Here is a 21,599-nt window from a genome sequence, read left to right as displayed (position 1 = left end):
GAGGGAGCGAGCTGCAAAGGAGCAGTGATGTCCCAGGTTTCCCCGAAGAACCGGCGCGATCTCACCGGAAGGCACGTGGTGATCACCGGCGCGTCCTCCGGCATCGGACGGGCCGCCGCCCTCGCCGTGGCCGACAAAGGCGCCGTCGTCGTGCTGCTGGCGCGCCGCGGCGACGAGCTGGCCCAGGTGGTCGACGAGATCCGCGCGGCGGGCGGGCAGGCGCACGGTTACCAGTGCGATGTGACCGATGCCGAATCCGTCGAATCGACCGTGAAGACCATCCTCGACCAGCACGATCACGTCGACATGCTGGTCAACAACGCCGGCCGGTCCATCCGCCGCGCCATCCACCGTTCCACCGACCGCCTGCACGACTACGAGCGCACCATGGCGGTCAACTACTTCGGCGCGCTGCGGATGACCATGGCGTTGCTGCCGCAGATGCGCGAACGCGGCTTCGGCCACATCGTCAACATCTCCAGCGCGGGCGTGCAGGTGGCGACGCCGCGCTTCTCCGCCTACCTGGCCAGCAAGGCGGCGCTGGACAAGTTCACCGAGGTGGCGGCCGTCGAGACCCTCGCCGACGGGGTCACTTTCACCACCATCCACATGCCGCTCGTGCGCACACCCATGATCGCCCCGACCGGTGAACAGGGTCCCGTCGAATCACCGGAATGGGCCGCGGCCACCATCGTCCGCGCCCTCACCGAACGCCCCAAACGCATCGACGTCCCCCTCGGCACCCTCGCCGAGTACGGCGCCCTGTTCACCCCGAAACTCCGCGACCGCATCCTGCACCGCTACTACCGTGCCATCCCGGATTCCCCCGCGGCCAAGGGCGAGGCGAGCACCCCCGATCCCGACCCCGCACCCCCGGCACCGCAGCCGGAGCCGGAGCCGAGGAAATCCCCCGTCCGCACCGCCGCGGGCGCCGCCGTCCGCCGTGCCGCCCGCTGGGTCCCCGGGACCCACTGGTAGCCGTTTCGAGAGCACCACGCTCTGGTGGCGGCGTTTCCCGAGAAAGGACCTCGGTGCGCGTGAGTCAGAGGGTGGGGAGTTGTTCGATGGATACCGGTTCGAGGTAGCCGGCGGGTTTGGGTTTGGCGTTGCAGCTGGCCTGGCGGGGTGGGGCGGAGGCGGAGCGGGTGGTCACGCGCCAGCGGCGGCCGTCGCGGTGGGTGACGACGGCGGCGCCCGCGAGGGTCGGGTCGTGCGTGGGGGTGGGGTCGAGGGTGACCGTGAGGGCGTCGGCGGGGGCCTGGACCTGTTCGCGGACAGCGACTTCGGCGAGCTGGGCGATCGGCGGGTAGCAGCTGCGGCCGCGCAGGCCGGTGAGGGAGACCTCGCCGGTGTCGGCGGCGGCGAGCAGGTCGCGGGCGGCGGGGATGTCGACGCGGCCGTAGGTGAGGCCCGACGGGAGCAGGACGACGGCGGGGGCGAACCGGTGGCCGCCGGTGTGGGACGCCTCCCAGACGCGGCCGGGCTGTTCGGCGGCCAAGGCGGCGGCGATCGGGCGGCCGAGGCGGGCGCAGCACTGGTCGCGTTTGCCGTGGGCGCAGACCAGGACGATCGGATCGTCGACCGGCACACCGATTTCCGGTGCAGGCCCGTCCACCAGGTGCAGATCGATATCGAAAAGCTCACGCAGGTCGGTGATCTCGAACCGCACACACCACGAGCCCTCGGGCCGCGCACTGGCCAGCAGCACCGTGCGCGTGCCGGTGAACTCGTAGCGTCCGGGACGGCGGATCAAGGTGGGGCGCACCTTCGCCGCCGACGTGCGCGCGGCCAGTTCGGCGGTGATCTCCGGCCCGAGCACCTCGTCACCCAGCACATCGCGCCCCCACGCCCCGGGATGCTCGATACACAGCCACCCCGTGGCGTGCACCGCCGTACCGAGCAGCGGAAGGTCGGCGGCGGCCGCCGAACACACCATGCCCTCGAACGGATTCATCACCGCGCCTCCTTCCTCGCTCGCCGGGTCGGTCCCTGACCGGAGTTCACTGTAGAGGCGCCCGGCAGTGCACGGTTCACACCCTCGCTGAGCAGCGGTGACAGCGAAGCCCACGGCCGAGGGGATCGCGCGGTGCTACTCGTAGACCCCCTCGGCATGCCAGTTCTGCTCGTCGTGGACGAGCAGGACCGCGCGGATCTCGGTGGGGCGGGCGTCGAGCTGGACCTGGACGCGGACGGCCGTGGTCGCGTGTTCGGCGGCGGACCACCAGCGTTCCACGACCGGCCAGGGTCCTGCCCAGCCGAGCAGGGACCACTGTTTGCGGCCCCAGCGCAGGATCGCGGGGTCGGCGGTGAACAGGCCTCGGTCGGTGACGCCGACCTCGGTGCCGTCGGCGGCGGTCAGGTGGACGGTGGGGCGGTGCAGCAGGAGCAGGGTGGGGGCCGGTTCGGGGAGGCGGCCGGGCCACGGGTGGGCGGGGTCGGCGCTCGGGGTGAGTTCGTCACCGAGGGCGATCATGGTGATGCGTTCGGCGGGGCCACGACCGCCGCTGAGCACACCGATGCGCACCGCTTCACCACCGAGCAGACCCTGCACTCGCACCAGCGCGCGCCTGGCGCGTTCGGTCTGTTCCCCCTCACCGCCCCACAGACCCAGCTGCAACGCGCCCGAGGCGACCACCTCGACCGGTTCCAGGGTGAGCGCGACGATGGGACCGGTCGGGCGGGCGCGATGGGTGAGCCAGCCGTCGAGTTGCCAGCGGACCCGGTCGGCGGTGTCGGGTGGGGTGAGCGGGCGCGCGCACCGCCAGATCCTGGTGAGTTCCTCGCCGGTCTCGGTGCGGGCGGTGACGGCGAGCCGGGTGCACGACACCCCCGCCGCCGACAGGGCCGCGTGCAGGCGGGTGGACAGCTGCCTGCCCGCGAAGGCGGCCGCGTCGACCCGGTCGATGGGTGGGTCGCAGGCCAGCTCGACGGTCAGTTCCGGGGCAGCTCTGCGCGCCGAAGGCGGGCGCTCCGGGAGGGCGCGCGCCATGCGATGGGCGTGCGCGGCGTCGGCACCGAACCGGGACGTCACCTCGGCCGGCGCGAGCCGGGCGAAGTCGCCGATGCGGCGTAACCCCAAGCGGTGCAACAGGTCCGTGAGGTCGGCGCGGTCCGGTGCGGCCAGGCTCGGTTCGGCCGCGAGCTCGGACACGGGCAGCGACGCGAGGTAGCGCGCACCCTCCCCCGGCTCGACGATCGCGCCGCGCCTGGCCGCGACGACCGCCGTCGACATGGCATCGGCGATCCCGATCTGGGCTTCGGCGCCCGCCACCGCGACCGCATCGATCAACCGTTCCGCCGCCGCCTCCTCGGACCCGAAATACCGTGTGGCACCCCGCGCCCCGAGCACGATCAGCCCCGGCCGCAACACCTCGACCCCCGGCACGGTGGCATCGACAGCCGCGACCACCGGCTCGAACAGCCGCGCATCCCGATCCGGATCATCCTGGGCCACAACGAGTTCCGGACAGCAGCCTTGCGCATCCCGCCTGCGCATCCCACGCCGCACCCCCTCGGCCCGCGCGATCGCCGAACACGCGACAACCCGGTTCCCCCGCAACACCGCGATCGGCCGCTGCGCCGCCACCCCCATCCCGGCCGCCGCAGCCACGGCAGGCCAATCCGGGCACCACACCGCGACCACCCGGTCAGCGCGCCTCACGACAACACCCCGACCACACGGTCCCGCCCCACACCACGGTCCCCGCGGACGGCGGTCGATCGCGCCCGGTCGAGGGGTGCGGGGTGCGCGACGGAGATGTTCATGCCCATCGCGCGAAGGTGGGCAACGGACGCGGGGTCACGACACGGCCTCGCGTAAGGCGGTCACTTCGGTTGGGCGGGCGACGTTCTCGCGGGCCAGCCATTCGGTGCGGCCCGCACGGGCGCACAGGTCCATGCGGCCCTGGCGGGGTGGGCCCGCCTTGGCGCTGACGCGCACGTCGAGGCAGACCGAGCGCAGGCGCCCGCGACCGGGGCCCAGGCCGTCGTAACCGGCGACGCGGGTGTCCAGGCGCAGCGCCGGGTTGGTCCACTCACCGCCCGCGACGACGAGAGTGGTGCCACGGTTGCGGGCGCGAGCGGCGAGCACGCGGCAGCGAGCCGGGGGGACGGCGAGGCCGTGCAGGCCGAGGACCACCAGGTCCAGGCCGTCGAGCAGGACCGCGGCCACCTCGGCGGGGTCGGGACCCGGGTCGGGGACGACGGCGAGCCGCGACAGCTGCGCACCCATCTCGGCGGCGGCCAGCAAACCGAGCCGCGGCAGCCCGACCACGGCCGCGTGGCCACCGCCCGCGGTGACCGCGGCGAGCAGACCGGTGAGCAGCGAGTGCGCACCGGAGTAGGCGACCACCGACCCCTTCGGCAGTCCGCCGTCGGGAAGCAGGTCGGCCAACGGCGCGGGAACGGGCAGCAGATCGCGGCGAAGTGGCTGTTCACGGGGTATATGCGCGGCTACCGACGCACCGCGCCCCGGCACCGAGGCCATCCGCCTGCGCAACTCGTCGAGCGTGTGCTCGCGCGTACCCGGCTCGGGCGGCAAACCGTTCGAACCCATCAACACCACCTACTTCCACGATGGACCCGCGAGCGGCGAACCGCTCGTCACCGAAACGACAGCACCGTTCCAGCTATCGATCGTATTCGAATATACGTTCGATCGCGACCAGCGTGACAGGCGCCCCTGTCCCTGTCCACAGGGAAGATCCCGGCCAGTCAGCGGCAGATTCGGCTACCCTCGCACCCGTGACCGAACGTGCTCGCCCCCATATCGGCCCCGACTACCTGGTCGCGGGCCGCTACCGCCTGCAGTCGAAGCTGGGCGGGGGTGGCATGGGCGCGGTCTGGCTGGCCACCGATCGGCTGCTCAACCGGGAAGTCGCGATCAAGCAGGTGCTCACCACCGCCGGCCTGAGCGAGGCCGAGGCCGAGCGGGTGCGCAACAGCATCGTGCACGAGGGCCGGGTGGCGGCCAAGCTGTCGCACGAGCACGCCATCGCCGTCTACGACGTGGTGATCGAAGCGGGCGAGCCGTGGCTCGTCATGGAGTACTTACCCTCGCGCAGTGTGGCCAAGGCGCTCGCGCTGGTGGACGCACTGCCCGCGGTGGAGGTCGCCCAGATCGGCGCGCAGGTGGCCGACGCGCTCGCCGCCGCCCACGCCGCGGGCATCGTGCACCGCGATATCAAACCGGGCAACATCCTCGTCGCCGACCGCGGCCCCGACCTGGGCAAGGCGAAACTCAGCGACTTCGGCATCTCCCGTGGCGCGGGCGACCCGCACGGTGACGAACCCGACGGCGTGATCACCGGCACCCCCGCCTACCTGCCGCCCGAGGTGGCGCGTGGCGCCCAGCCCACCGAGGCCAGCGACGTGTTCTCCCTCGGCGCCACCCTCTACACCGCGCTCGAGGGTCAACCGCCCTTCGGTTTCGACGACGACGAGAACGACGTGGTCACCCGCGCCGCGATGGGCCGCATCATCCCGCCCACCCGCAGCGGCATCCTCACCCAGCCGCTGCTGCACATGCTCGAGCCCGCGCCGCAGCGCCGCCCGACCATGGCCGAGGCCCGCGACGAGATCCTCACGGCCGCTTTCGGTCCCGGCACCGGCGCCTACATTCTCGGTGTCCCGCTGCGCACCGAGGACGGCACCATCCCGGCCTGGGCGTCGCGCAGCGGCGCCAGCGGCGTGCGCAGCCCCAACGCCCAGCCGCTGCCCCGCCCGCACCGCGCACCCCTTGCCGCCGCGCAGACCGCGCGCCCCCAACGCACCGGCAGCTTCTTCGACGACCTGCCCAACGGTGCGCCCTTGGCGATCGGCGCAGGCGTGCTGATCGGCCTGGTCATCCTCATCGCCCTCATCATCGCGGTGATGTAGGCGCTGCCTCGCCCGGGGGCCGCTCATTCGATGCGGCGGCGATGGGCCCATCTGGTCAGTGCGTTGCGGTTGGACTGCTGGGTTTTGCGCAGCACGTTCGAGGCATGGGTCTCCACGGTTTTCACCGAGATGAACAGGCTTTCGGCGATCTCGCGGTAGGTGTATCCGCGGGCGAGCAGACGCAGGACTTCCAGTTCGCGTGGGGTCAGTGAGTCCAATTCGGGGTCGAGCGGGGGCTCGGGGACCGGGGAGCGACCGGTGAACGAGTCGAGGACGAAACCGGCCAGCCGTGGACTGAACACCGCGTCACCGCCCGCGACGCGGCGGATGCCGTCGGCCAGCTCGGCGCCGGAGATAGTCTTGGTGACATACCCGCGCGCGCCCGCCCGGATCACCGCGATCACGTCCTCGGCCGCGTCCGACACGCTCAGCGCCAAACAGACCGGGCCCGAGGCGATTCCGCTCAGCACCGCGACACCGCCGCCGTCGGGCATGTGCACATCGAGCAGCACCACATCCGGTTTCGCGGCATCGATCCCGGCGACGGCCTCCGCCACGGCCCCGGCCTCACCGACCACCTCCATGTCGGCTTCCCGGCTCAGCTCCGCTCGCACCCCCGACCGGAAGACCGCGTGATCGTCGACCAGAAACACCCGCACACTCACTCGAGACTCCTCATTCGAACCGCGAACCTGATGCTCATCGGTACCACACCACGATGTCCGGGCGACGCGATCGGGCCATCAGCGCCCCCATCATGATGTCCGCGCGACGCAACCGGACCATCAGCGGTCACACCACGACATCCGCGCGTCCGCAACCGGACCCTCCACGGCCACATCACGACATCCGAGCGGCGCGACGGTGCCCTCCCACCGCCACCACCATGTCCGAGCCGTGCAACCCGGCCGTCAGCGGTCGACCGGATGATCACGGTGCGCCTGGTCCAGACGCAGAGCGACGGTCGGCGAATCGGCGTCGGTCGGCTGTTCCTCGTCGCTCGGCTCGGAGGAACCGGAGTCGGTGCGCGGCATGACGATCCGCACCTCGGTACCGCGCCCGACGGTCGAGTCGATCTCGGCGGTACCGCCGCGCCGCTCGACGCGCGCGCAGATCGACTTGGCGATCCCGCGCCGGTCGGCGGGCACCGACGACACGTCGAAACCGGCACCGCGGTCGCGCACGAAGATGCTCACCTGGTGCGGTTCGGTTTCGGCGAACAGGTCGATCTCGGGCACGTCGGCGTGCTTGGCCGCGTTGACCAGTGCCTCGCGGGTAGCGCCGAGCAGGGCCGTGAAGTGCTCCTTGGGCAGCCCGGCGCCGGTGTCACCGGGGTCCATCGCGACATCGCCGACGGTGACGGGGGTGACCTTCACGCCGTGCTGGTCCTCCACCTCGCCTGCGATGGTGCGCAGGGCGGCAGACAGGCTCGAATGCGCGGGCGCGGCATCGTCGAAGAGCCATTTGCGCAGTTCGCGTTCCTGGCTGCGGGCCAGGCGCAACACTTCCTGGGGATCTTCGGCTTGCCGCTGGATCAGCGCGAGGGTTTGCAGCACCGAGTCGTGCAGGTGGGAGGCGATCTCCTCGCGCTCCTCGTTGCGGATGCGGGCGCCGCGTTCGGCATTGAGCGCGCGGACCATGCGCAGCCACAGCGGCACCGTGAGCAGGCCGGCGCCGACCAGGGTGACCGCCACCGCGATCAAGGCCGAACCGAGCGAACTCAGGTCGATTCGGGCCAGCACGACGACGCCGAGGCCGAACACGATCAGCGTCGCCCCGGCTACGATGCGCGACCAGGTGACCACCGATGGTCGCGCGGGCAACCCGAACAGCGCCCGGGGTCCCGGTGCGGCCACATCGTATTCACGCCACACCAGGGCGGCGCCGACCGCGACGACGACGACCGGCACGATCACCTTCGCCGCCGTGCCCTGGAACAACCAGCCGACGGTGACCGCGAGCACCATCCCGAGCAGCGCGAGCCCGATCGCCTGCCTGCGCTCGTCGCCGGTGGGTGCGGTCGCGTCGCCACCGGCCGGGGTGAAGATCCACAGCAGGCCGTAGGCCACCAGGCCCGCACCGACCAGCGCGGACAGCAGCACGAACGCCAGCCGCACCTTGAACACGTCGACGCCCAGGTGATCGGCCAGGCCGCCCGCGACGCCACCGATCACCCGGCCACCGGTCCGCCGGACCAGCCGGGGAGTCGTCGGCGACGCCGGGTCGCCGGGTTCGGACGCGGGAACCGGAAGCACACCGGGGAGATACCCGCGCGGCACGCCGTAACCCTGCGGAGGGACCGGCGAGTAGCCGACGGCCGGACGGTACGGCGGTGGCGAGGGGTACTGCACGCCAGGACGGTACTGCGGGGCGACACCGTACTGCTGAGCCCCGCCGTACTCCGGGCCGGCACCGAACTGCTGCGCTCGGCGGTACTGCCGGACAGCTTCGCGATACCGCCTGCCACTCGGCCGAGGCGCCACGGGCCCCGGCATGCGCGCGGAGCCGTTGATCCCGGGGGCGAAGCCGGGCCCGGGTAGCCCCTGGGCGGCGGTGCGGGTGGGAACAGACGGATCCATACTTCGATACTGGCACGCGCGAGCGGTAGCCGACATCAGGAAAGACCCTGATCTGTGCCCCGATGTCCCCGATTCCGTGCCGACCTGCGGCGCACCCTGTCCGGTCCGGACAAAAATCACCGATGGCCTGCGGCTATCCGCAAACCGGTGCGGCCGGGCAGAACCGGCGGCGGATGCCGGACCGGAAAACCGAAAGTGCCGCCCCCAGCAGGGCTTTCAGCGATCACACCGGTATTTCGAAAGCCCGGACACAGATGATCTTCCTACGTTGATGGCAGGCCGGAACCACGGCCGCCGCTTCAGGGGAGGAACACGTGAACATCATCACCACCGTGCTGGGTGCCGCGACCATCGGACTGAGCACTCTCGGGATGACACCGATCGCCTCGGCCACGCCGATGGCACCGCACGAATCGACCTACCACGGCCCCGAGGGCTTCCAGCTCACCATCGGCCACACCGACCAGTCCTACCGGCTGGTCCCCCCGCTCAACGCCATGCCGACCAACCGCGAGGTGTTCCTGAACAACACCGCCTACGTCACCGCACCGCCCGGCGCGACCGGTGACCTCAGCTCCGGTTACCTCGTGGCCTGTGCCGTCGACCTGGAATTGTCGGTCGGCCTCGACGGCGGGATCTCGGTGGATGCGGGGGCGAGCGTCGGATTCGGCTCGTCGGGTCCCGACGGCTCGGTCGATATCGGTCCGTCGATCTCGGCGGGTCTTGACCTGAGCCTGTCGATGGCCCCCGGCGAGATCAAGAAGATCGACATGGGATCGATGCCGTTGAGCTCGGGCACCACCTACCTGGTGAACCGCGACTTCCACCTGATGGTCGGCAACTGCGGCGGTCCGCTCAATGTCTACTCCTGGGCAACGGTCACCGCCGGAACCGGTCAGGTCGAGGCCACGAACTCGGTCTTCGGCGACACCATGTTCCTGTAACCGAACCGGGAACCCGGCACCCGCGCCGGGTTCCCGAGCCGGGCGAATATCATCGCGGTGGTCAACTCTTCATCGAACGGGGGGTTCGTTGACTGTCGTCGACAGCGAGATCTCGTCGCCACGTGCGCTTTTCGCCCAGCGATTCGGCGAGCTCTACGCCGCGGCGGGCAATCCGACCCTGCGCCGGGTCGCCGCGGCCACCGAGCGGCGCATGCGCGGCGCCCAGTCGGGCACGCCGTCGGCGCAGCGGATCAGCGACTGGAAAGCCGGTCGCAATGTTCCCGCCCGTTTCGAATCCCTGCTGCCCGTGGTCCTCACGCTCGTCGAGATGACCGAGAAGGCACAGCGCGACCTGCCGAGAACACTGGCCGACCCGCACGAATGGCGACGGCTGTGGCAGGAATCGGTCACCTGGACGGCGACGGCGGGCGACGACCACACCTGCCCGTACCCCGGCCTGCGCGCCTACCGACCCGAGGAGCACACCTTGTTCTTCGGACGCGAGCAGGCCACCGCCGATTTCGCCGCGCTGGTCCGCGACACCACGGGCATCGTCGTGCTGATCGGGGCGTCGGGGGCGGGCAAGTCCTCGCTGCTCGCCGCGGGTCTGCGCCCGGCCATCGACCTGGCAGCCGTCACCATGACACCGGGCGCGACACCGGCCACCGCCCTCGCCACGGCGCTGCGCGAAGACCCGGCGGTGCTGATCGTCGACCAGTTCGAGGAGCTGTTCACCCTCTGCTCCGACGACGCCGAGCGCTCCGCGTTCCTCACCTCGCTCGCCGAACTCGGCGGCACCGGACCACGCACCGTCGTCGTGGCACTGCGCGCCGACTTCTACGAACAGTGCCTGCACTATCCGGTGCTGCGGAACAGCTTGCAGCACACCAGTTATCTCCTCGGCGCCATGTCGATGGACGAGGTGTCGCGCGCGATCACCGGCCCCGCCGACGCCGCCGGACTCACCCTCGAACCGGGATTGGCCGAACTGGTCCTGGCTGAATTGCGCGGGCTCGGTGAGCATTCCGATGGCTACGACCCCGGCGCACTGCCGCTGCTGTCACACGTGATGGCCGCGACCTGGCAGCAGCGGGAGGGGCGCAAGCTCACCGTAGCCGGTTACCGCAAGGCCGGTGGGGTCGCGGGGTCGGTCGCCGAGACCGCCGAACTCGCGTGGAGCGAACTGACCGGGGCACAGCAGCTCGCCGCCCAGGAACTGCTCGGGGCACTGGTGACCGTCGGGCAGGACACCCGCGACACCCGCCGCACCGTCGACCGCGTCGAATTGCTCGGTCGCAGTGGAAATTCCGAGGCGGCTGCACAAGCGCTCGACGTGCTCGCCGCCAGCCGAATCGTCACCGTCGACGCCAGCTCCGTACAGCTCACCCACGAAATCGTGCTCACGGCCTGGCCACGATTGCGCGGCTGGATCGATGCCGACCGGGTCGGGCACGCGGTCCGCCAACGGCTCGAGCGCGACGCGACCGAATGGACAGTCGCCAGACAGGATCCGGCGCTGCTGTATCGGGGTACCAGGCTCGACCGGGCGCGCGAACACGTCGGGCGCACGCGCGACAACCCACAGGTCCGCGCCTTTCTACAAGCCTCACGGCGGGCGGCGCGCAATGGCAACCGACGGCGGATCGTGGCGATCATGGTGGTGTTCGCTCTGCTCGCGACCGGTGTGATCGCCTTCGACCGCACCCGGCTCGCCGACCAACGGGCACTCGACCGCGACTATGCCGAGCTGGTCGCCGCCGCCCAACGCACCGGAACCACCGACCCGTCTCTCTCGTCCCAATTCCTGCTGGCCGCGTACCGGCTCCGACCCGACGACATGACCCGCAATCTGCTGCTGAACAGCCAGGACTCGCCGCTCGCTGTCGCGGTGCCCGCGCATACCGAGTTGGTCGATACGCTCGCCTTCCGTCGGGCCGACGCACTGCTCGTCTCGATCGACTACCGCGGCGAGGCGGCCTTCTGGAACCTGAACGATCCCGCGCGACCTCGGCGCCTGCCCACTGCACTCGGCACTGACTTCGATGAGCTCGTCTTCGTTCCGGGCAGCACGGACGCGGTCACCCTCGGCGGCTCCGGTACCCAGCTGTGGGATATCGCCGACCCCGAAGCCCCCCGACTTGTCCACACGCTCGACCCCGCCCGCGCCCAGCAGATCGCTGTCGACCCGACCGGAACCAGACTCGCGCAGATCACCGCCTCGACGTTGAGTCTGTGGGACGTGCGCGATCGGTCACATCCCGTGCGCACCGCGACCAGAGCGCTGTCCGGAGACAACCACACCGTCGAATTCGGGGCCGGTGGAACAACATTCGCGCTGGGCACCCAAACCATGGGCATCGCCGTCCCGGACACCGTGCAGATGTGGGATACCGCGACCGCCCAGCCCCTCGGTGAACCGATATCCACCCAGGCTGGGGAGTATCTGAAGGCCGTCGCACTCAGCCCGGACGGAACCCGGCTGGCTGTCGGCACACACAGAGTGGGCGGCACAGACAGTGCGCCGTCGAGCCAGTTGCAGCTCTTCGATACCACCGAGTCGGCCCGTCCGCGCGCCTTCGGTGCGTCCACCAGGGTGGCGAACGACGACCTGACTTCCCTCGCCTTCCATCCCGGCGGAAACCTTCTCGCCACGGGCTCCGAGGAAGCCGCGCGGCTGTGGAATATCGCCGATCCGACCCAACCCACCCAAACCGGGCGCCCGCTCGCCGTGAGCCCGACCGCGTGCCCCCGAGTGTGGTACTCCCCGTGCGGCGGAGGCCCCAGCACCATGCTTTTCCTCCCCGGCGAACCGATACTGATCGGCGCCGGTGACGACGGTCTGCTGCGCGTCTGGACATTGCCCCGCTCGACCATCGATATCCCGGCGAAGGCACCGGAGCCGACAGCCCCTGTCTTCGACCGCTCCGGCAACCGCATGGCCGTACTCACCCGGGGCGGCGAGATTACCGTCTGGGATACCACCGACATCCGGCAGCCGGTCAGAACGGCGACCATTCCCGCGATACCGGGGCTGACCGAACCCGCGCTGAGCCCGGACGGTCGGACCCTGACAGCGCACGACCGGCAGGGCAGGCGGCGCGTCGTGTTCGATCTCGAAGACCCACGTCACCCGCGCATGCTGCCCGCGTGGCCGCTCGGCCAAGGTGAATTCTCGGTGGTCGAGGGAAACCGGATGCTGGTCGACGATCGCACGACGGGCCAGGTGTGGGACGTCGCCGACCGCACCGCGCCCACACCCCTCGGACCACCGATCACCGCAGGGGAGAGAGAACTCGCCGACGCCAGTTTCAGCACCGACGGCAGCCGGCTGACGGTGCGGCTACTCCAAGGAGATGGACGCCAGGAGAAATTCCGCGTCTTCCGCCAAATCTGGAATCTGGATGATCCGGCACACCCACAGCTCGTCGTCGACACCGAGGTGGACCTGAACGAGTCCTTCTGGCCGTCCGAATTCGTCCCCGGTCGCCGAGTCCTCACCATTACCCGAGGTGACCAGTTCGGCCTGTGGGATACCGATCACCTGGAATCGTTCACCCCGCTCGTCGACGCGGCGCGTACCGAGATCGCCCCGATCACGTGGATCTCCGGTACCGCGGGCGGTACCGGACTGGCCGTGTCGAGCAGAACCGGGACCACCAACCTGTGGGACATCGCCGACCCACGCACGCCACGCCACCGCACCGGCCCGATCGGTCCTGCCGACGGCCGCCGCCGAGTGGTCGTCCTGCACCCACGCGGCGAACAGCTCGTGCTCCTCACCGACGACGGACAGCTCGGCGTTTGGGACCTCGACCCCGAAGCCGTCGCCACCCGCATCTGCGCGAGCACCGGCATACTCACCCACGCGGTCTGGCGCACGCATGTCACCAACGGCCCCTACCGCGCACCCTGTTCCTGAACCCCGGGCATTTTTCAGGGTTCCCCCCGATGCGGGCGAGGGGTCGCGCAGCACACCATGGAACCCATGAGCAGAACGAGCTTCGGCGATCAGGTTCAGCAGATGTGGCACACGCGGCCCGTCCGGCTGCCCCGGCAGGGGCCGATCGCCGGTGTGGCCGCCGGGTTCGGGTTGCGCTACGGCGTGGATCCGGTGCTGTTGCGGGTGGCGTTCGTGGTGTCGACCATTTTCGGCGGGGCGGGGATCATCCTGTATCTGCTGGCGTGGCTGGTGCTCGGCTCCGCGGGCAACGAAGCGTCGGCGGCCGAGTCGCTCAGCGGGCGTGGGTCGCATTCGCAGACGAAGACGATCGTGTTGATCGTGGCGCTGGCCATCGCGGTGTCGACCATGGGCCCGATGGGGTTGGGGCTCGGCGGTGGCGGCGTGATCAGCATGGGTCTGATGCTGGCCGGGTGGTGGATGCTCTATCTGCGTCATCCCGAGTTGCCCGCCGGCTTCGACAGCCGTCCCGCCCCGCTCGGCACCACCGGTTACCCGGGCGCAGGCTACCCGAATGCGATGTACCCGTACACCGCCGAGGGGATGTACACGCCGTACACCAAACTCCCCGACGCCTACGTCCCGGATCCGGCCACGACCGTGCTCCCCCGCACGGAAAACCGCGCGGCGACAGCGGAATCCATGCCGTTGCTCCGGGTCGACGAGGCCGAGACGGTAGCACTGCACAAGCACAGCGACGCTGTGCCACCACAGTCGTCGACCACCGTCGGCGAAACCGTGCCCGCCACGGAAGATGCCGAATCCACCGGCAGCACTGCCCCTTCCGAGCACACCGATGCTCGCCCTTCCGCGCCCATCGACGCAGAACTCGCGGACGCACCGAAACCTGACGAATTCGGGGCGACGCCGACAACAGACGCCGGCCTCCAGGAGGCCTCGGGAGCGGTCGTGGACAACCGAGAGGCAGCAGACGCCCGCCTCCGACCGGCGCCGACGGCGGACACAACACCGACCGCAGGGCACGAGTCCGGCGACGACCGATCAATCGTCGATCTCGCGAAACCCGAGCCGGCCGCACACGCTGAACCGACCGGCCTGTCGACGATCGGCGACACCGCGATCCTGCCCAAAACCCCGGGCAGCCCCCACCTACGCGCCCAGGTGCCACCCGGCTGGGATCCCCTGGCCGTGGCCCCGCTGGCCTGGGAACTCCCCGAAGCCGTCCCCACCTTCGCCCCGGTCGCCCCGCCACCACCGAAACGTCCGCGCTCCCGGCTGACGCCGATCACCATCGGCCTGGCCATCCTCGCCGCCGCGGCAGCGGGTGCGGCCGCCGCGTCGGGCGTCGAATGGATGACCCCCGCCCGCATCGCCGCCTTCGCCCTGGCCGTCGTCGGCCTCGGCCTCGTCGCAGGCGCGTTCCTGCGGCGCGGCTACGGACTGCTCGTCCTCACCGCACCGCTGGCCGGCTTCGTCCTGCTGGCCTCGCTGATCGGGCCGATCGACTTCGAGAACAGCGGCAATGTGGGCGACCGCGTGTGGGCACCCACCTCCGTGCAGGAACTGCAGCCCCGCTACGCCCTCGACATCGGTTCGGGCACATTGGATCTGCGCGGCCTCACCCTCACCGAATCACGAAGCGTCGAAGTCGCGGTGAACATCGGCGATACGAAAATCATGCTGCCAGAAGGGATGACGGTGAACACCACCTGCGACATCCGCGTCGCCGACAACCCGTGCGACGAGGGCCTGAGCGGACCCAACACCCCCGGCGCACCGGTCCTCGACCTGCACATCACGATGCACCTCGGCGACGTGGAGGTGACCCGTGGCTGACTCGACGAAAACCGAACGCCGCCCGGCCTTTTCCCTGCTCGTCACCGGTCTGCTCGCCCTGGCGGTGAGCGTGTGGGCCCTGCTCGGCGCACCGACTCCCGACGGCGGCGGCATCGTACCGATGGGCTGGGGCGTGGTGATCGTGGCCAGCATCGTCGGCCTGCTGCTCGTCCTCTCCCCCCGCCGCAAACGACACTGACGAGAACAACGACATCGGAACGAGAAATGGCCCGTCATCAGACGGGCCATTTCTGTTGAAGGGCAACGGCTATGGCGAATTCCGCAGACCGGCAGGCTACTCCCGTGGCGAAAGCACTGCCACCGATCACCCACCGACCGCAGAACGGTGGCTACCTCCTGGGCAGGCTGCTGCTCACCCAGGCGGTGCCGCGACCGCGACCGGCCTGACTCACTCCCACTCGATGGTGCCCGGCGGCTTGCTCGTCACGTCGAGCACTACGCGGTTCACCTCGGCCACCTCGTTGGTGATGCGGGTGGAGATGCGTTCGAGCACGTCGTAGGGCAGGCGGGTCCAGTCCGCGGTCATCGCGTCCTCGCTCGACACCGGGCGCAACACGATCGGATGACCGTAGGTGCGGCCGTCACCCTGCACACCCACCGAGCGGACATCGGCGAGCAGCACCACCGGGCACTGCCAGATCTGCTTGTCCAAGCCGGCGGCGGTGAGCTCCTCGCGGGCGATGGCGTCGGCCTGACGCAGCAGGTCGAGCCGGTCGGCGGTCACCTCGCCGACGATGCGGATGGCCAGGCCGGGGCCGGGGAACGGCTGGCGCGCGACGATTTCCTCGGGCAGGCCGAGTTCACGACCCACCGCGCGGACCTCGTCCTTGAACAGCAACCGCAGCGGCTCGACCAGCTCGAACTCGAGATCGTCGGGCAAGCCGCCGACATTGTGGTGGCTCTTGATGTTGGCGGTGCCGGCGCCCCCACCGGACTCGACCACATCCGGGTACAGCGTGCCCTGCACCAGGAACTCGACCTTCGGTGCCGTCCCGTCGCCACCCTGTTCGGCGACGATGCCTGCCACCGCGTCCTCGAAGGACCGGATGAACTCGCGGCCGATGATCTTGCGCTTCTCCTCCGGGTCGGAGACGCCCTTCAGTTCACCGAGGAACTTGTCGACCGCGTCGACGGTGACCAGCTTGGCCCCGGTCGCGGCGACGAAATCGTGCTGCACCTGCTCGCGCTCGCCCGCGCGCAACAGACCGTGGTCGACGAACACACAGGTGAGCCGGTCGCCGATGGCACGCTGCACCAGCGCGGCGGCGACGGCGGAGTCGACACCGCCGGACAGCCCGCAGATGGCGTGGCCGTCACCGATCTGGGCGCGCACGTCCTCGATCAGGGCCTCGGCGATATTGGCCGGGGTCCACGCCGCGGGAATGCCCGCCAGCTCGTGCAGGAAGCGGCTCAGTACCTGCTGGCCGTGCGGGGAATGCAGCACCTCGGGGTGGTACTGCACACCGGCGAGCTTGCGCGCGCGGTCCTCGAACGCGGCGACCGGCGCACCCGCGGTGGTGCCGGTGACCTCGAACCCCTCGGGCGCGTCGGTCACGGCGTCGCCGTGGCTCATCCACACCGGCTGGATCGTCGGCAGGCCGCCGTGCAGCACACCACCGTCGATATTGAGCTCGGTGCGGCCGTATTCGCGGGTGCCGGTGTGCGCGACGGTGCCGCCGAGGGCCTGGGCCATGGCCTGGAAGCCGTAGCAGATGCCGAACACGGGCACGTCGAGGTCGAACAGCCGCGCGTCGAGCTGCGGGGCGCCCTCGGCGTACACGCTGGACGGGCCGCCGGACAGGATCACCGCGAGCGGCTGCTTCTCGGCGATCTCCTCGACCGTCATGGTGTGCGGAATGACCTCGGAGAACACCCTGGCCTCACGCACCCGGCGGGCGATCAGCTGTGCGTACTGTGCGCCGAAGTCGACGACGAGGACCGGTCTCTGAGTTTCTGCCACCTGCCCAGTTTAGTGAGGGTGACAGACGGCCGAGCACGGGGCATCTATGCCCGTGTCGCGCCACGCTGTGACAGACCACGACGCACCGTGATTCCTTGCGCGGGGCCGGGTGGTGCTGGCTATCCTCGTGCTCGTGCCATTCGCCCGCGCGATCGATGCCGACATCTACTACGAGGACAGCGGTGGCACGGGTCCGGTGGTGTTGCTCGCCCACGAATTCTTCATGGACCGCACCATGTTCGAGGCACAGCAGGCGGCACTCGCCCCCGAATTCCGGGTCGTCGCGTGGGACGCGCGCGGCCACGGCCGCACCAGGGACCAGCGACTGCCGTTCACCTACTGGACCGCCGCCCGCGACGCGCTGACCGTGCTCGACGCGCTCGGCGTCGAACGCGCGATCGTCGGCGGCACCGCCCAGGGCGGGTTCACCGCGTTACGCACCGCGCTCGTCGCCCCCGAACGGGTGGCCGCGCTCATCCTCATCAGCACCGAAGCCCACGGGCCCACCCGTGAACAGTCCACCGCCACACAGCGTTTCCTCGACGAATGGCACGACCGGGGTTCCCGCGAGGAAGCCGCCACCCAGCTCGCCGACTGGCTCATCGGCGACGACAACCACTACCGCGAGATCTGGACCCGCCGCTGGGTCGGCGACGCGCACAACGGGCTCGACGCCGCCGTCGGCTGCCTGCTGGGGCGCGACTCGGTGCTCGAACGGCTGTCCGAGATCACCTGCCCGGCGCTGGTCATCCACGCCACCCACAGCGGTATCGCCGGGAAAAGGGCCCGCATGCTCGCCGACGGCCTCACCGCCTCCACCTACGTGGAGATCGACGGCGCCCGCCTCGGTGTCACGATGACCCACGCGGAACCGGTCAATGCCGCCATCGGCCGGTTCCTGCGCGAACGAGTGTCACTGGCCCACGTCCGTTAGCGGACGCTGAGCCCGACCTTCTGGAATTCCTTGAGGTCGGAGTAACCGGCCTTGGCCATCGAGCGGCGCAGACCACCGACCAGGTTCAGCGAACCGAACGGGTCGTCGGAGGGGCCGTAGAGGACGCGCTCGAGGCTGGGGCGGTCGGTGGCGCCGTCGGGGCCGTCGAGCCACGACTCGTCGACCGGCAGGAACGAACCGCGCGGCACCGAGGGGTGCGCGGTGGCCGAGGGCCAGTACCAGCCGTGCCCCGGAGCCTCGGCCGACACCGACAGCGGCACACCGAGCATCACGGCGTCGGCGCCGCAGGCGATGGCCTTGGCCAGCTGGCCGGAGGTGGCCACGTCACCGTCGGCGATCACGTGCACGTACCGGCCGCCGGTCTCGTCGAGGTAGTCGCGGCGCGCGGCGGCGGCGTCGGCGATGGCCGTGGCCATCGGCACACCGATACCGAGCACCTCGCCGGTGGTGGTCGCACCCGGGAAGGAGCCGTATCCGACGATGACGCCCGCCGCACCCGTGCGCATCAGGTGCAGGGCGGTGCGGTGATCGCTCACGCCACCGGCCACGACCGGCACATCGAGTTCGGCGATGAAGGTCTTGAGGTTGAGCGGTTCGCCGTCACCGACGTGCTCGGCGGAGATGATGGTGCCCTGCACGACCAGCAGCTCGACACCGGCCTGCACCAGCGCGGGGGTGAGCGCGCGGGCGTTCTGCGGGCTCACCCGCACGGCGGTGGTCACCCCGGCGGCGCGCACCTGGGCCACGGCGGCGGCGAGCAGGTCGGGCTGCATCGGGGCGGCGTGCAGTTCCTGGAGTAAGGAGATCGCGCGTTCGTAACCCCCCTTGTCGACCAGATCGATGAGCTGATCGATCTTGGCCTGCACATCGGCGTGCCGAGCCCACAGACCCTCACCGTTGATGACACCGAGGCCACCACGGCGCCCGAGCTCGATCGCGAACTCCGGCGAGACCAGCGCATCGGTGGGGTGCGCGAGCACGGGGATCTCGAAGCGGTAGGCGTCGAGCTGCCAGGCCAGCGAGACCTGCTTCGACGACCGCGTCCGCCGCGAGGGCACGATGTCCACGTCGTCCAGCTCGTAGGTCCGCCGAGCGACCCGACCCATCCCGATTTCCACCATGTCACGCACAGTTGCTCCCTGTGTCCGGGCGCGCGTGTGCGCGCGTTTTCACAAACCTGACGGCTTGCATGGCTGTGCGCCGGGAGCGTACCCCCCGGCGCACAAACGCATCTATTGTACTCAGCCGCGGCCGGTGTAGTTCGGGGCCTCGACGGTCATGGTGATGTCGTGCGGGTGGCTCTCCTTGAGGCCCGCGGCGGTGATCTGCACGAACTGGGCGCCCTGGAGGTGCTCGATGTTCTGCGAACCGGTGTAGCCCATCGCGGCGCGCAGGCCGCCGACGAGCTGGTGGATCACCTGGTTCACCGGGCCACGGAACGGGACGCGGCCCTCGATGCCCTCGGGGACCAGCTTGTCCTCGGCGAGCACGTCGTCCTGGAAGTAGCGGTCCTTGGAGTAGGACTTGGCCTGGCCGCGGCCCTGCATCGCGCCCAGCGAACCCATGCCTCGGTAGCTCTTGAACTGCTTGCCGTTCACCAGGATCAGATCGCCGGGCGACTCGGCGGTGCCCGCGAGCAGCGAACCGAGCATCACCGTCGACGCACCGGCGGCGATGGCCTTGGCCACATCGCCGGAGTACTGCACGCCACCGTCGGCGATCACCGGGACACCGGCGGGCTTGCACGCGGCGACGGCCTCGAGGATCGCGGTGATCTGCGGCGCACCGACACCGGCCACCACGCGGGTGGTGCAGATGGAGCCGGGACCGACACCCACCTTGACAGCGTCGACGCCCGCCTCGACGAGCGCGGCGGCACCGGCCCGGGTGGCGACGTTGCCGCCGACGACCTGGATGCGGTCGCCCACTTCGGCCTTCACCTTGGCGACCATCTGCAGCACCTGCGACTGGTGCCCGTGCGCGGTGTCGACGATCAGCACGTCGACGCCCGCGTCGGCCAGGGTCATCGCGCGCGACCAGGAGTCCTCACCCACACCGATCGCCGCACCGACGAGCAGGCGGCCGTCGCGGTCCTTGGTGGCGTTGGGGTACTGATCGGTCTTGACGAAGTCCTTGACCGTGATGAGCCCGCGCAGGCGGCCGTTGCCGTCGACGATGGGCAGCTTCTCGATCTTGTGGCGGCGCAGCAGACCGAGCGCGGCCTCGGCGGTGACACCCTCCTGGGCGGTGATCAGCGGCGCCTTGGTCATCACCTCGTCGACGCGGCGGTCCTGATCGACCTCGAAGCGCATGTCGCGGTTGGTGATGATGCCGACGAGCGAACCGGTCTCGTCCACCACGGGCAGGCCCGAGATGCGGAAACGGGCGCACATGGCGTCCACGTCGGCGAGAGTGTCGTTGGGACGACAGGTGACCGGGTCGGTCACCATGCCCGCCTCGGACCGCTTCACGGTCTCCACCTGGGCAGCCTGATCGGCGGCCGACAGGTTGCGGTGCAGCACACCCATGCCGCCCGCACGCGCCATGGCGATCGCCATGCGCGCCTCGGTGACGGTGTCCATGGCCGAACTCACCAGCGGGGTGCGCAGCGTGATGTCACGCGTGAGCCTGCTGGAGGTCTCGACGGAGCTGGGGATGAGATCCGAGGCGGCAGGCAGCAACAGCACGTCGTCGAACGTGAGGCCGAGCATGGCGATCTTGTTCGGATCGTCGCCACCCGTAGGAGGGCGCACCGCGATTCGTTCGCCCGACACGGGATTACTCATTCGGATCGACCCCTCCTGGTCGTCGGAGTACCGACGCTGGAGACAACGCGCGCCGGTGCTGAGCGGAAAGCTTGATGGTCGGTGAGAACAAGCTCGCCGACGCCTGCATTCCATGGTATCGGGCGGCCATGACACGCTGTGCAGTGAGCCCTCGCGCAAAACTTGCCAGGTGCATCGCTGGCGCAGACCACCAAGTACTGCGTACCGTGGGGTTGTGCGTGACCATCTACCACCTGGCCTGCCGCCGGATCCCTTCGCCGGAGACCCCTCCGACCCGTCTGCCGCGCTCGATGCCATCGAGCCCGGTGAGCCGCTGGATCCACATGAGCGCCTCGCGGTCGAGGAAGATCTCGCCGACCTCGCCGTCTACGAAGCCCTGCTCGCCCATCGTGGCATCCGCGGGCTCGTCGTCAGCTGCGAGGACTGTCGGCAAGATCACTACCACGACTGGGACATGCTGCGGGCGAACCTGCTGCAGCTACTCGTCGACGGCACCGTCCGGCCGCACGAGCCCGCCTACGACCCGACGCCCGAGGCGTACGTCACCTGGGACTACTGCCGCGGCTACGCGGACGCCTCGATGAACGAGGCCTTCCACGGCGACGGGTTCGACGGGTTCGACAACTGAGCGCTCACTGATCGGCGGACCGAGCACGTGCGGTCCCGCGTGAGTCGCGCACGCGCCGGACGGCTACCGATACAGACAACACGAAAGAGGCCCC

General features: G+C 70.2%; 16 protein-coding genes. 8 read left to right on the top strand and 8 right to left on the bottom strand.

All coding sequences use genetic code 11. The features are described 5' to 3' along the window. Positions 1-27 precede the first annotated feature (27 nt). Positions 28-978: an SDR family NAD(P)-dependent oxidoreductase gene (locus ACWEVR_RS01665; protein ID WP_452465398.1), complete on the top strand. Its 951-nt coding sequence runs from the start codon at positions 28-30 to the stop codon at positions 976-978. 64 nt (positions 979-1,042) lie between these two features. Here ACWEVR_RS01665 and ACWEVR_RS01660 read toward each other — a convergent pair whose 3' ends face one another. From ACWEVR_RS01660 to ACWEVR_RS01650, 3 genes are all read right to left on the bottom strand, one after another. After that, entirely contained in the window at positions 1,043-1,954 is a 912-nt protein-coding gene (locus tag ACWEVR_RS01660) for a sucrase ferredoxin (RefSeq protein WP_452465397.1), read from the bottom strand. Positions 1,955-2,089: 135 nt separating this feature from the next. Beyond that, the gene (locus tag ACWEVR_RS01655; RefSeq protein ID WP_452465681.1) at positions 2,090-3,592 is read right to left on the bottom strand and encodes a DNA polymerase Y family protein; all 1,503 of its coding nucleotides are present in this window, start codon (positions 3,590-3,592) and stop codon (positions 2,090-2,092) included. Between the two features lie 207 nt (positions 3,593-3,799). Next, positions 3,800-4,555, bottom strand: coding sequence for a hypothetical protein (locus tag ACWEVR_RS01650; RefSeq protein WP_357147100.1), 756 nt, complete (start codon positions 4,553-4,555; stop codon positions 3,800-3,802). Positions 4,556-4,743: 188 nt separating this feature from the next. Here ACWEVR_RS01650 and ACWEVR_RS01645 point away from each other — a divergent pair, with 188 nt between their 5' ends. Next, a complete protein-coding gene (locus ACWEVR_RS01645) occupies positions 4,744-5,877 on the top strand; it encodes a serine/threonine-protein kinase (protein WP_356984917.1) in 1,134 nt (377 codons plus the stop codon). Positions 5,878-5,900: 23 nt separating this feature from the next. Here ACWEVR_RS01645 and ACWEVR_RS01640 read toward each other — a convergent pair whose 3' ends face one another. Continuing rightward, positions 5,901-6,536, bottom strand: coding sequence for a response regulator (locus tag ACWEVR_RS01640; protein WP_067491188.1), 636 nt, complete (start codon positions 6,534-6,536; stop codon positions 5,901-5,903). A 252-nt stretch (positions 6,537-6,788) separates the two neighbouring features. Further along, positions 6,789-8,132 (bottom strand): ATP-binding protein, encoded by a 1,344-nt coding sequence (locus ACWEVR_RS01635; protein ID WP_378668391.1) that lies wholly within the window; start codon positions 8,130-8,132, stop codon positions 6,789-6,791. A gap of 638 nt (positions 8,133-8,770) precedes the next feature. Between ACWEVR_RS01635 and ACWEVR_RS01630 the strand changes: the two genes are divergently transcribed. From ACWEVR_RS01630 to ACWEVR_RS01615, 4 genes are all read left to right on the top strand, one after another. Next, a complete protein-coding gene (locus ACWEVR_RS01630) occupies positions 8,771-9,400 on the top strand; it encodes an MspA family porin (RefSeq protein ID WP_452465396.1) in 630 nt (209 codons plus the stop codon). A gap of 88 nt (positions 9,401-9,488) precedes the next feature. After that, on the top strand, positions 9,489-13,319 hold the full coding sequence (locus ACWEVR_RS01625) for an nSTAND1 domain-containing NTPase (RefSeq protein ID WP_452465395.1): 3,831 nt from the start codon (positions 9,489-9,491) through the stop codon (positions 13,317-13,319). A gap of 66 nt (positions 13,320-13,385) precedes the next feature. Continuing rightward, positions 13,386-15,155, top strand: a complete 1,770-nt coding sequence (locus ACWEVR_RS01620) for a PspC domain-containing protein (protein WP_452465394.1) — start codon at positions 13,386-13,388, stop codon at positions 15,153-15,155. Beyond that, positions 15,148-15,354: a hypothetical protein gene (locus ACWEVR_RS01615; RefSeq protein ID WP_452465393.1), complete on the top strand. Its 207-nt coding sequence runs from the start codon at positions 15,148-15,150 to the stop codon at positions 15,352-15,354. Before ACWEVR_RS01620 ends, ACWEVR_RS01615 begins: the two co-directional genes overlap by 8 nt. A gap of 210 nt (positions 15,355-15,564) precedes the next feature. Here ACWEVR_RS01615 and guaA read toward each other — a convergent pair whose 3' ends face one another. After that, positions 15,565-17,136: a glutamine-hydrolyzing GMP synthase gene (guaA, locus tag ACWEVR_RS01610; RefSeq protein WP_452465392.1), complete on the bottom strand. Its 1,572-nt coding sequence runs from the start codon at positions 17,134-17,136 to the stop codon at positions 15,565-15,567. Between the two features lie 133 nt (positions 17,137-17,269). Between guaA and ACWEVR_RS01605 the strand changes: the two genes are divergently transcribed. Continuing rightward, positions 17,270-18,070 carry an alpha/beta fold hydrolase gene (locus ACWEVR_RS01605; RefSeq protein WP_452465391.1) on the top strand — a complete coding sequence of 267 codons (801 nt, stop codon included), beginning with the start codon at positions 17,270-17,272 and terminating at the stop codon, positions 18,068-18,070. Here the strand turns inward: ACWEVR_RS01605 and ACWEVR_RS01600 are convergent. Further along, positions 18,067-19,221, bottom strand: a complete 1,155-nt coding sequence (locus ACWEVR_RS01600) for a GuaB3 family IMP dehydrogenase-related protein (protein WP_067490875.1) — start codon at positions 19,219-19,221, stop codon at positions 18,067-18,069. The two genes, ACWEVR_RS01605 and ACWEVR_RS01600, sit on opposite strands and share 4 nt — an antisense overlap. 111 nt (positions 19,222-19,332) lie before the next feature. Beyond that, the gene (gene guaB / locus ACWEVR_RS01595) at positions 19,333-20,877 is read right to left on the bottom strand and encodes an IMP dehydrogenase (RefSeq protein ID WP_067490877.1); all 1,545 of its coding nucleotides are present in this window, start codon (positions 20,875-20,877) and stop codon (positions 19,333-19,335) included. A 214-nt stretch (positions 20,878-21,091) separates the two neighbouring features. Here guaB and ACWEVR_RS01590 point away from each other — a divergent pair, with 214 nt between their 5' ends. Beyond that, entirely contained in the window at positions 21,092-21,505 is a 414-nt protein-coding gene (locus ACWEVR_RS01590) for a DUF5319 domain-containing protein (RefSeq protein ID WP_022567296.1), read from the top strand. The last annotated feature ends 94 nt before the right edge of the window (positions 21,506-21,599 follow it).

Source organism: Nocardia sp. NPDC003979, from assembly GCF_053605015.1.
The sequence above is the reverse complement of the archived record's forward strand: the minus strand, read 5'-3'. Positions and strand labels throughout refer to the sequence as shown.